Below are 10,725 nucleotides of genomic sequence, written 5' to 3'. Positions count from 1 at the left end.
CCCGCTGGCTGCCCCAGGCCGACCACCCCCACACCGCAACCACCCGAAAGCCGCAGATCATCGAGCTACAGCGCGGTTCACCACCACGCTCTCAACCTCCAGACCATGCCGGGCGGTGAAGTCGGCGACCCACTCGGCGAGCGTTCCCTGTCTGTCCACGAGTGTGTTGTCGAGGTCGAAGAGAACCAGGAGGCGCTGCACATCCCGCACCTTAATGTGCGAGGGTCAGCTCTGTGTTCCGGGCCGTTGGTAGGCTGTACGGTCACTCATGGAGGCCGCCCCGGGATCATCAGTCAGGTCGTCCTACGTCGGCACCATGTCGGGCTCATCGAGGTACCACGAGTAAGAGTGGCTGGCGAGTTTCGGCAGCGCGGCCGGCTCATGCCCTCTGCCCTCGAACACCGTGAGAAATCGGCACGTCTCGGCCGAAAGGCCACCCGCCGTCGCCGAGTGGCCACCATGTCAGGCACTGCTCCGGTCCGGCGGGCAGGGCCCTCGACATCTCGGTGGCCACGGCGGAGGCCCGGGTAGGAACTGCTCCCGGATCCGACCGACGCTGGCGCATGTGTCAGTGGGACACGCTAGCCTGCTTGCGTGATTACAGGTGAGCTGAAGAGCAAGATCGATCGACTGTGGGACGCCTTCTGGTCAGGAGGTATCTCCAACCCGCTGGAGGTCATCGAACAGATCACCTACCTGATGTTCATCCGGCGCCTCGACATCCTGGAGCAGGCCAAGGAGAACAGGGCCAATCGCACCGGGCGGCCGGTCGAGAACCCGATCTACGCGGACGGTGCCCAGGTCCTGCGCTGGTCGGTGTTCATCAACGAGTCTCCTGAGAACATGCTCACCCGGGTGCGTGACGGCGTCTTTCCCTGGCTGCGCACGCTGGGTGGTGAGGAATCCACCTATGCGCACCACATGAAGGACGCGCGCTTCACCATCACGACCTCGAACCTGCTCACCAAGGCCGTCGACATGATCAACGGCATTGACATGGGCGACAGGGACACCAAGGGCGATCTGTACGAGTACATGCTCGGAAAGATCGCCACGGCTGGGCAGAACGGCCAGTTCCGTACGCCCCGGCACATCATCCAGCTGATGGTGGAGATGATGGCCCCACAGCCGGGCGATGAGATCTGCGACCCGGCGTGCGGCACGGCTGGCTTCCTGGTGGCGTCTGCGGAGTACGTGGAGCGTACCCACCGCGAGGCGTTGTTCGAGCCATCCCAGCGGCAGCACTTCAACGAGAGCATGTTCCACGGCTTCGACTTCGACAGCACCATGCTCCGCATCGGCAGCATGAACATGCTGCTGCACTCGGTCGAGAACCCCGACATCCGCTACCGCGACTCGCTCGCACAGAACGCGGCAGGCGAGGCTGACCGGTACTCCCTCATCCTCGCCAACCCGCCATTCGCTGGCAGTCTTGACTACGATGCAACAGCGGCAGACCTGCAGAAGGTCGTCAAGACCAAGAACACTGAGTTGTTGTTCCTTGCCCTTTTCCTGCGCCTGCTCAAGCCAGGTGGCCGAGCTGCGGTCATTGTTCCCGACGGGGTGCTGTTCCGCTCCAGTAAGGCGCACAAGGAGCTGCGGAAGCTGCTCGTTGAAGGACACAAGCTGGATGCTGTGGTGAAGCTGCCGAGCGGCGTCTTCAAGCCGTACGCCGGAGTCTCCACGGCGATCCTGTTCTTCACCAAGACCAACAGTGGCGGCACAGACAGCGTCTGGTTCTACGAGGTCACTGCCGATGGCTGGAGCCTGGACGACAAACGCACGCCGCTCCTGGGTGAGGACAAGCTCGGGCCGCTCGTGGGCGACGGTGTGCTGAGCGATGACGAACACGCCAAGAACAATCTGCCTGACGTGCTGGCCCGTTGGCGACGTCGCAACGGCAGCGAGCAGGAACGGGCGCGTACTGAGCGGAGTTTCTGCGTCCCCAAGGATGACATCGCTGCCCACGGCTACGACCTGAGCTTTAACCGCTATAAGGAGGTCATCCACGAAGAGATCGAGCATCGTACCCCCGGCGAAATCATGGATGAGCTGGCTCAGATTGAGGCGGAGATCCAACAGGGGATGAGCGAGCTGAAGGGGATCCTGGGATGAAGACCTGGCCCCGTGTTGCACTCGGAGAGCTGTGCGTAGTGGCGGCAGGCGGAACGCCGGCGCGCTCAAACCTCGATAACTTCGGTGGTTCAATCCCGTGGGTGAAAATTGGAGACATGCTCCAGGGGTGCATTACTCGCACCGAGGAGAGCATCACAGAACTTGCCATCAAGAATAGTTCTGCAAAGATCCTTCCTGCTGGAACCGTCCTAGTGTCCATCTTTGCCACGATCGGCAGGACGGCAGTTTTGGGTGTGGATGCGGCCACCAATCAGGCTATCGCTGGGCTCACCCCGCGCAACCCTGAATTGATTTCCCCACTGTTCCTCCGTCGTTTTCTTGACAGTATCGTTCCCGAGCTCGAATCGAAAGCTAAAGGCGTTGCCCAGCTTAATATCAACTCGACCATTCTTAGGGCGCTAGAAATCCCCGTTCCTCCGCCGGAGGAGCAGCAGAGGATCTTGAGGCTTCTTGACCAGGCGGACATGCTGCGTGCCAAGCGTCGCGAGGCCATCGCCTTTCTAGGTGATCTCACTCAGGCCATCTTCTGCGACATGTTTGGCGACCCCCGTACGAACCTCATGAAATGGCCAACAAATTCGCTTGGGGTTGCGGCAGAATTTCGATATGGGACCTCGAACAAATCTGAGTCTAATGGGCGTCCGGCCCTACGGATCCCAAACGTCATCGGCGGGGCATTGGACCTGTCGGAAATTAAGACGGTTCCGGTTTCTGAGGGGGAGTTTGACAGGCTGCGCCTGGCTGATGGAGACCTGCTGTTTGTTCGTACAAATGGAAACCCTGACTACGTCGGGCGCTGCGCGGTTTTCTATGGGGAAGGGGCGTCAGCGGCGTCAAACTTCCGGCCGGATGAGTTCATTTATGCGTCGTATTTGATCAGAGCTCGGCTCTCCTCCGAGTGCTTGCATCCCATCTATATGCGTGAGTATCTGCTTGGCCCCGTAGGGCGGGCGGCGATGCGTGCCAAGTCGAAAACGTCGGCCGGGCAATTCAATATCAATATCCAGGGCCTTGGCGGCGTGCCCGTGATGTTCCCTCCGCTTGAGCTCCAGGAGCGCTTCGCTGAACGAGTCAAGCGGATTGAGAGGCTGAAGCAAGTGCACGAGGCTCATCTCGCCGAACTAGACGCCCTCTTTGATTCTCTCCAACACCGCGCATTTCGCGGGGAGCTGTGGCCTGAAGACGCTGCGCCTGCTGCGTGACTGCTGCCACGCCACGATCTCCGCCTACCAGCCAGTGAAAGGTCATCACCGTGAGCAACTTCGGGTTCCTCCAGGCCGAGTGGCCTGAGCTGCACCGTGAGGCGATACATGCCGAGCGCTTGGCGTATGCGGACCCGCGGGCATCCGCGTTCTACGCGCGGCGGGTGCTTGAGCTCGCGGTGACGTGGCTGTTCGAGGCGGATGCCACGCTCAAGCTGCCGTACCACGATGATCTGGCGGCGCTGATCGCCGAGCCGACGTTGGTGAAGGTGGCTGGCCCTGCCATCCGGGCGAAGATGGACGTGATTCGGCGGCAGGGCAATGTCGCCGTGCATCGCAAGGCCCCCGTCACCCCGAAGGACGCGGTGCGCACGGTCGCTGAGCTATTCCACGTCCTGTACTGGATGGCGCGAACCTACACCCGCGACCAGGCCCAACTACCCGTGTCCACGCTCGCGTTCGACACGGCACGGATACCTCGGCCAGTGCCAGCCGAGGTTCGGATCGCCAAGCAGGCTGAGCTGAAGGCACAGGCCGAGAAGTACGCTGAGCAGGATGCCGCGCTGGCCGCCGCGCGAAAGAAGAATCAGGACCTCGACGCCGAGATTGCCCAGCTGCGCGCGCAGATCAAGGCGGCCAAGGCCGCGAACGAGGCGCAGCCGGACACCCACGACTACAACGAGGCCGAGACCCGCAGCCTGATCATCGACCTCCTGCTCAAGGAGGGCGGCTGGGCGCTGGACCAACCGAGGGACCGTGAATACCCGGTCACAGGGCTGCCCACCTCGGCTGCGCCCTCCGGTAAGGGCAAGGTCGACTACGTCCTGTGGGACGACGACGGCAAGCCCCTGGCCGTTGTCGAGGCCAAGCGGACCACCCGTGACCCGAAGCAAGGCAAGTACCAGGCGACGCTCTACGCTGACGCCCTGGAAGCGCAGTTCAAGCAACGGCCGGTGATCTTCTACACCAACGGCTACCGCACCTACCTGTTCGACGACCTCAACTACCCGCCCCGTGAGGTCCAGGGCTTCTACACCAAGGACGAACTGCGTCTCCTGGTCCAGCGCCGGGTCAGCCGCCGCAACCTCGCTAAGCTGCCGATCAACGAGCAGATCGCTGGCCGCCACTACCAGTCCCGCGCGATACGGCGGATCGCCGACTCCTTCGAAAGGGACTCGCTGCGTCACGCCCTGCTCGTCATGGCGACCGGCTCCGGCAAGACCCGCACCGTGATCGCGCTGAGCGACTTGATGATGCGGGCCAACTGGGCCAAGCGCATCCTCTTCCTCGCCGACCGCAAGGCTCTGGTCAAGCAGGCTACGAACGCCTTCAAGCAGCACCTGCCCGGTGCCCCGGTGGTCAACCTGCTGGAGGAGAAGGACCCCAACGCGCGGGTGTTCGTCTCGACCTACCCGACCATGATGAACCTGATCGACCAGACCGACGCCGAGGGCCGCCGCACCTTCGGCCCTGGCTTCTTCGACCTGATCGTCATCGACGAGGCTCATCGCTCGATCTACCAGCGGTACGGTGCGATCTTCGACTACTTTGACTCGCTCCTCGTCGGCCTGACCGCGACGCCCAAGGACGAGGTCGACAGGAACACCTATCGGCGCTTTGAGCTTGAAGACGGCGTGCCCACCGACGTCTACAGCCTGGACGAGGCGGTGGCCGAGGCATATCTGGTGGCGCCGCGTGCAGTCGATGTCCCTCTCAAGTTTCAGCGCGGTGGCATCAAGTACGACGACCTCTCCGACGAAGACAAGGAGAAGTGGGACGAGACCGAGTGGCCTGAGGACGGTGACGCCCCTGACGAGATCACCACTGAGGAACTGAACAAGTACCTCTTCAACGCCGACACCGTCGACAAGGTCCTGCAGACCCTCATGACGCACGGCCTGAAGGTCGACGGCGGCGACAAGCTCGGCAAGACCATCGTCTTCGCCGCCAACAACAATCACGCGGAGTTCATCGCCGAGCGGTTCGACAAGAACTACCCGCACCTCAAGGGCGCCTTCGCGCAGGTCATCACCTATCGCAAGGAGTACGCCCAGAGCTTGATCGAGAAGTTCTCCGACACCGCGGAGCTTCCGCAAATCGCTATCTCCGTGGACATGCTGGACACAGGCATCGACGTCCCTGAGGTTGTGAACCTCGTCTTCTTCAAGCTGGTGCGCTCCAAGACCAAGTTCTGGCAGATGATCGGCCGTGGCACCCGCCTCGCACCCGACCTGTTCGGCCCGAACCGCAGCAAGGACGGCTTCCTGGTCTTCGACCTGTGCCAGAACATCGAGTTCTTCAACCAGAACCTGATGCGTGCTGAGGGCAAGGTCGCGCCCTCGTTGAGCCAGCGGATCTTCGAGCGGCGGGCCGACCTGCTCCTCGCATTGGACGACAGCTCCACGCGCGATCACCAAGCGGCCGCAGTGCTCGCCACCCGGCCGGAGGCTGACGGCACGTCCACGGACGCCGGCCTGCGCTGGGACCTCGCTACGCGGCTGCACGATGAGGTCACGTCGATGAACCCGGAGAACTTCCTGGTCCGCCCGCACCGCGAACAAGTGGAAGCCTTCGCCGACTTCGACGCATGGCTTGAGTTCACGCCCGATTCGCACGGCCAGGTCATCGACCATCTGGCCGGACTCCCGACTGCCTTCCGCGACAAGGACGACGCCGGCGAGGAGGCCAAGCGCTTCGATCTGCTCGTCCTCCGACTCCAGCTTGCCGTCGCGAACGGAGAGCCGGGCTTCATCCGCCTCCGCGACCAGGTCCAGGAGATCGCGTCCACCCTGCTCGATCAGCTGACCATTCCTGCGATCAAGGCTCAGCAGGCTCTGCTCGACGAGGTCGCTGGCGATGAGTGGTGGCAGGACGTGAGGCTTCCCCTGCTGGAGACTATGCGTCGCCGGCTGAGGGGCCTCGTCCGACTCATCGAGAAGACCAAGCGCGGCATCGTTTACACCGACTTCGAGGACGAACTCGGCGAGCTGACAGCGGCTTCGCTCAGTGGCATGGAGATCGGAACGGATCTCACCCGCTTCGAGCAGAAGATCCGGATCTACCTCAACACGCACCAGGACCAGCTCGCCGTCCAAAAGATCCGCCGCAACAAGCAGATCACTGCCCTGGACCTGTCGGAGCTGGAGCAGATTTTCGTCGAGGCCGGCCTCGGCACCCCGACGGACATCGACTACATCAAGGACACCAAGGGCGGCCTCGGCCTGTTCCTGCGGTCACTGACGGGGTTGGAGCGGGATGCGGCAGCCCTGGCCTTCGACACATTCCAACAGGGGCAGACACTCACGGCCAACCAGCTTCGCTTCGTCAACGAGTTGATCGACTACCTGGCGCGGAACGGCACGATAGACGTCGACGCGTTGTACGAGTCGCCGTTCACCACCCTCGCCCCGACGGGCCCAGAGGCGATCTTCCCCGAAGCTGAGGTGGATGCCATGGTGTCGGTCATTCATTCGATCCGCTCTACCGCAGTCGCCGCCGACGGCGCGGCGTGATCAACGAGGCAACGGAGGAGAGGCAATGAGCCAGCAGGAGATCGCCGATGAGTGCCCTGGGACGGGGCAGCACGGCCACATGGATGAGAACGCCGTGGGCGACGAGTGGTACGTGGTCTGCCATGTGTGCGGAGCGAAGTGGGCGGGAGGCAGCACCCTTCTTGTACCTCACAAGGACCGGCGCAAGCTCTGAGGTTTCGGCTGTTCTTGCGTGAGCGTTGCGTGAGCGGACGGTGTGGCACCTGACGGACTGCGCGGCACAGCGATCGAGGGCGTAGCTCTCTGACCTGGGGAAACCGGATGCCGCGTCAGCTGTCGGCACCCTTCGTCACGATCTTGCAGGCTCTCGTAATGCGTAGGTCTCGGGTTCGAATCCCGAAGGCGGCTCCATCGGAAAGGGTCAAGTCAGTACCTCTGACCTGGCCCTTTGTCATTTCCTTGATTGTCTCGCGGTCTAGTCCACTGCCCTCTGAAGTGTGTACGAGGGCCAGGTGGGGCCAATATGGGGCCCGCGCGGGGAAGAGCGGGGCCCCAGCCCTCTCAAGCCACCCGCCTGCGCTGCCTCTTCGCCTTCTTCGCGGCCTGCTTCGACGCGTGCTCGGGCAGAGCGGCCGGGTAGGCGTCGGTCGTGGCGGCCGTCGGGGCGTGCCCGAGCGTCGCCTGCGCCTCCGCCTTCCGGTAGGCGGTGATGAGGTCCAGGGATGCCGAGGCGGTCGCGGCGTGCATCTCGGGCAGGACGGTCTGGTAGGTGTCGGTCGTCATCCGCATGGATGCGTGCCCGAGCATCGCCTGCACGGCCTTGGGGGCGACGCCGGCTGCGAGGGCCAGGCTCGCCGCCTCGTGGCGGCCGTCGTGGAGGCGGATGGGCGGCAGCCCGGACAGCTCCACCAGCCGGTCCCAGCGGTCGGTGAAGAACTGCGGGTGGTACGCCGAGCCGTCCTCCTTGGTGAAGACCCGGTTGCCGGGCTGGGCGGGCACGCCGGCGTCACCCGAGAGAGGTAGCACCCATGCCCAGGTACCAGCGCGGCCAGCGCGTCGCCCTCGTGGCGACCACCGACCCCCACACCGACCTCCGCCCCGGCGACGAGGGAACCATCCGCTCCTTCAACCCCAACCTCCAGCAGCTCCACGTCAGCTGGGACAGCGGCTCCACCCTCTCGATGCTTCTCGACGACGGCGACGAGATCCGCCTCCTGCCCGCCTGAACCGCCGGCCCCGCCCGCCCGGGCGGGGCCTTCGCACAGCACCACCCGACCCCTTGGAGAACCCCATGCAGTACGCAGCCCCGACCCTCGACGTTCACCTCGACCCCTCCACCCTCGAAGCGGGCGCCCGCAAGTGGGCCGACCGCACCCGCCAGCTCGCCATCCGCTCCACCTGCGAGGAGCAGGAGGCAGCCCTCCGCGTCGTCGCCTTCCAGCTCAACACCGCCCGCAACCACCTCGGCCGCGGCGACACCGACAAGGCCCGCGACGCCCTCCGCATCGCGACCAACTACGCCTGCAGCGAGGAAGCCAACACCCCCCAGACCGCCGGCGTCGCCCAGCTCGTCCAGGCCACCAGCGCCCTCCTGGCCGGCCTCCCCGCCTGACCAACCCGGCCCCACCTACCTGGGCGGGGCCCCGACCCGCCAGCACCACTGACCTCTTGGAGAACCCCGTGCAACTCGCACCCTCAGCCCTCCACGCCACCGCCGAAACCCTCACCGGCTACCTCGGCACCGACACCTGGCACGTCAACGAGCTGATCATCGACGACATCATCAGCCTCGAAGGCCCCCACAACCGCCAGCTCGGCATGCGCCTCCTCGGCAACGGCAGCAGCATCCAGCTGTGGGCCACCGGCGGCACCGAGACCGCCGACCACGAGCCCATCGAGGGCACCGTCCCCCTGCCGCTCGGCCGCCGCTGGCACACCGCCGTCCACATCGGCCGCCTCGAAGCGGACAAGGACCCCGCGGTAGTCCTCTACAACGCGATCAGCGACAGGCTGCTGCCCCCTTCGACGCCAAGCCCCTCTACGTCGGCCACCGGCCCTGGGACACTCCGACCGAACCCGAACCCGAACCCGAACCCGAGGCCGAGGCCGCCACCGAGGTGACCACCCCGGCCGCCGCCGGCGACACCGACCAGCCCGCCCTCCAGACCGAGCCCGAGCCGCAGGACCCGGCCGAGCCAGCCAAACAGACCCGTCACCTCAAGGCCGTCCCCGCGCCAGCCGACCAGCCCACGCCCGCACCCGAGCCGAAGCCCGTCGCGAAGCGAACCCGCCGCCCCAAGGCCCCCACCACCGCCGCCGACGGTGACGCCAAGCCGAGCGCCACCCGCAAGCGCACGGCTGCCAAGCCCGCCACCTCCTGACCTCCACCCACACCCCGGGCCGCCCACCCCACCAGGTGGGCGGCCCGACCCGCCACCCGGAAGGAAGACACCCCATGGAACACGCCCCACCAGAGGCACCGGAATGCGGCCGGGCTTCGCCCGGTAGAAGCAGTTCCTGCCCCCGCCCGGCCGGGCCCCGGCGCCGGACGAGGTCGACCCCGTCGGTACCCCGACCCCACGGGGATCTACCGGCAGCCGTACGCGCCCGCCCCCGCACCGGGACCCAGCCGTCCGCACGCGCACAGGCGAACGCCCTACTCAAGGACGAGCGGTTCGCCCAGGCCGCCGAGATCCTCGGCGTCATCGTCGAGCCGGCCGCCCTGGCGCTCGGCTCCGACAACGGCGAGGTGCTCGGCCTGCGCATGGAGCGGGCCGCACTTCGCTTCCACGGCGGCGACTACCGCCGGGCCCTGCCCGAGTTCGACGCACTTCGCCGGCGCCTTCTCCCGCACCGCCGCTGGTCGACCAGCTGATCAGCCGGCAGGTCGACCGGGCAAAGACTGACGGGATCAGCCGATCGGAGCTGCCCTTCCAAGACTCGCAGTTCACAATGGAATAGGTACTACTCCTCAGAGGAGACACCATGATTATCGTGGGAATCATTCTGCTGGTCGTTGGCTTCGTCACCGGCATAGCCATTCTGTGGACCATCGGGATCATCCTGGCAGTCATCGGAGCAATCTTGTGGGTCCTCGGCGCATTGGGCCACGCCGTTGCAGGACGACGCCACTACTGGTGACCAGTCAAGAGCCTGCGAGGCCGGGTCTGGACGGGGTAGATCAACTGTCCGCTGAGGACTTCCCCTGGACTCCCTGGGGAGATCAACTTTCCGCCAGCGGAGAACTCCTAGGTTCTTCGGCACTTTCCGTGAAGCGGGCCCGTCAGTGGGTCCGGAGGATGTTCTTGACGTTGACGGGCCATGCGGAGCAGGAGCAGACCGTGGGCCTGATCGGCACCGGGCTGGTCGGGGCGGGCACCGTCGAGAGGGCGACGGTCACCGTGACCCGGCGATGACCGCCAGCTCTTCCCTGGCGAGGCATCCAGTGTGGCCGCGTCCCGTTCGGGAAGGTCCAGGACCTGGTGGGTCTCGGCGTTGATGATCACCGTTCCGTAGACATGGTACCGGCTGCAGGGCCCAACGGGCCATGGCGAGTGGACGTACCGGAGGGTGGGCTGGTGGACGGCCGTGTGTCGGTGGTGACTAGCTCCGTACTTCGCGGCCGCTTCGGGCATGAACCAGGGCAGCATGGCGGCCGGATTCCGGCCGCCATGCGGTGCTTTGAGTGGTGCACTGGTCTTCGGGGGCCGGGCGCGAGCTCCAAGGCCGCCGTCAGCGGCGCCACTGTTTCTGCCGAGGAGGCGGTTAAGGCCACGTTGATCCGACACGGTCTGCATTGTGCGCAACGTCGCTTCCTAAGCGGCCTTTTGCAGCTCGGCGTTGATCTTCTCCTCGGGGTCGAGGCGGTGGATGTGGATGTCGTGTGTGACGCGGCT

General features: G+C 65.1%; 13 protein-coding genes. 11 read left to right on the top strand and 2 right to left on the bottom strand.

Annotated features, from left to right (window positions below):
* Positions 1-57 precede the first annotated feature (57 nt).
* The gene (locus ACWD5Q_RS34585) at positions 58-201 is read right to left on the bottom strand and encodes a hypothetical protein (RefSeq protein WP_451431038.1); all 144 of its coding nucleotides are present in this window, start codon (positions 199-201) and stop codon (positions 58-60) included.
* A 393-nt stretch (positions 202-594) separates the two neighbouring features.
* Here ACWD5Q_RS34585 and ACWD5Q_RS34580 point away from each other — a divergent pair, with 393 nt between their 5' ends.
* From ACWD5Q_RS34580 to ACWD5Q_RS34565, 4 genes are read left to right on the top strand one after another with little or no spacing between them, the layout of a single operon-like run.
* Positions 595-2,115, top strand: coding sequence for a type I restriction-modification system subunit M (locus ACWD5Q_RS34580; RefSeq protein ID WP_451431037.1), 1,521 nt, complete (start codon positions 595-597; stop codon positions 2,113-2,115).
* Complete coding sequence (locus ACWD5Q_RS34575) at positions 2,112-3,338, top strand: restriction endonuclease subunit S (RefSeq protein WP_451431036.1); 1,227 nt, start codon at positions 2,112-2,114, stop codon at positions 3,336-3,338. Before ACWD5Q_RS34580 ends, ACWD5Q_RS34575 begins: the two co-directional genes overlap by 4 nt.
* A gap of 50 nt (positions 3,339-3,388) precedes the next feature.
* Positions 3,389-6,850, top strand: a complete 3,462-nt coding sequence (locus tag ACWD5Q_RS34570; protein WP_451431035.1) for a DEAD/DEAH box helicase family protein — start codon at positions 3,389-3,391, stop codon at positions 6,848-6,850.
* 25 nt (positions 6,851-6,875) lie between these two features.
* The gene (locus tag ACWD5Q_RS34565) at positions 6,876-7,043 is read left to right on the top strand and encodes a hypothetical protein (protein WP_451431034.1); all 168 of its coding nucleotides are present in this window, start codon (positions 6,876-6,878) and stop codon (positions 7,041-7,043) included.
* A 347-nt stretch (positions 7,044-7,390) separates the two neighbouring features.
* On the opposite strand, the gene ACWD5Q_RS34560 is transcribed toward ACWD5Q_RS34565, so the two are convergent.
* Positions 7,391-7,828, bottom strand: coding sequence for a tyrosine-type recombinase/integrase (locus ACWD5Q_RS34560; RefSeq protein WP_451431033.1), 438 nt, complete (start codon positions 7,826-7,828; stop codon positions 7,391-7,393).
* Positions 7,829-7,857: 29 nt separating this feature from the next.
* Here ACWD5Q_RS34560 and ACWD5Q_RS34555 point away from each other — a divergent pair, with 29 nt between their 5' ends.
* From ACWD5Q_RS34555 to ACWD5Q_RS34525, 7 genes are all read left to right on the top strand, one after another.
* Complete coding sequence (locus ACWD5Q_RS34555) at positions 7,858-8,055, top strand: DUF4314 domain-containing protein (protein WP_451431032.1); 198 nt, start codon at positions 7,858-7,860, stop codon at positions 8,053-8,055.
* A gap of 65 nt (positions 8,056-8,120) precedes the next feature.
* The gene (locus ACWD5Q_RS34550; protein ID WP_451431031.1) at positions 8,121-8,441 is read left to right on the top strand and encodes a hypothetical protein; all 321 of its coding nucleotides are present in this window, start codon (positions 8,121-8,123) and stop codon (positions 8,439-8,441) included.
* 68 nt (positions 8,442-8,509) lie between these two features.
* Entirely contained in the window at positions 8,510-8,950 is a 441-nt protein-coding gene (locus tag ACWD5Q_RS34545) for a hypothetical protein (RefSeq protein WP_451431030.1), read from the top strand.
* A complete protein-coding gene (locus ACWD5Q_RS34540) occupies positions 8,947-9,210 on the top strand; it encodes a hypothetical protein (RefSeq protein ID WP_451431029.1) in 264 nt (87 codons plus the stop codon). The genes ACWD5Q_RS34545 and ACWD5Q_RS34540 overlap by 4 nt, the downstream gene beginning before the upstream one ends.
* Before the next feature lie 74 nt (positions 9,211-9,284).
* The gene (locus ACWD5Q_RS34535; RefSeq protein WP_451431028.1) at positions 9,285-9,704 is read left to right on the top strand and encodes a hypothetical protein; all 420 of its coding nucleotides are present in this window, start codon (positions 9,285-9,287) and stop codon (positions 9,702-9,704) included.
* A gap of 110 nt (positions 9,705-9,814) precedes the next feature.
* On the top strand, positions 9,815-9,970 hold the full coding sequence (locus ACWD5Q_RS34530; protein WP_451431027.1) for a DUF6131 family protein: 156 nt from the start codon (positions 9,815-9,817) through the stop codon (positions 9,968-9,970).
* 437 nt (positions 9,971-10,407) lie between these two features.
* The coding region (locus ACWD5Q_RS34525) for a hypothetical protein (RefSeq protein ID WP_451431026.1) at positions 10,408-10,725 on the top strand (318 nt) is incomplete at its 3' end.

It is taken from the genome of Streptomyces sp. NPDC002513, from assembly GCF_053595355.1.
Note: the sequence above shows the minus strand (reverse complement) of the source record. Positions and strands in the feature narration are given on the sequence as shown.

What these genes read in the sequence shown, in the direction of transcription:
- ACWD5Q_RS34535 (WP_451431028.1), top strand. Translation starts at nt 9,285, where the DNA reads ATGGAACACGCCCCACCAGAGGCACCGGAATGCGGCCGGGCTTCGCCC.
- ACWD5Q_RS34555 (WP_451431032.1), top strand. Translation starts at nt 7,858, where the DNA reads ATGCCCAGGTACCAGCGCGGCCAGCGCGTCGCCCTCGTGGCGACCACC.
- ACWD5Q_RS34565 (WP_451431034.1), top strand. Translation starts at nt 6,876, where the DNA reads ATGAGCCAGCAGGAGATCGCCGATGAGTGCCCTGGGACGGGGCAGCAC.
- ACWD5Q_RS34530 (WP_451431027.1), top strand. Translation starts at nt 9,815, where the DNA reads ATGATTATCGTGGGAATCATTCTGCTGGTCGTTGGCTTCGTCACCGGC.
- ACWD5Q_RS34575 (WP_451431036.1), top strand. Translation starts at nt 2,112, where the DNA reads ATGAAGACCTGGCCCCGTGTTGCACTCGGAGAGCTGTGCGTAGTGGCG.
- ACWD5Q_RS34550 (WP_451431031.1), top strand. Translation starts at nt 8,121, where the DNA reads ATGCAGTACGCAGCCCCGACCCTCGACGTTCACCTCGACCCCTCCACC.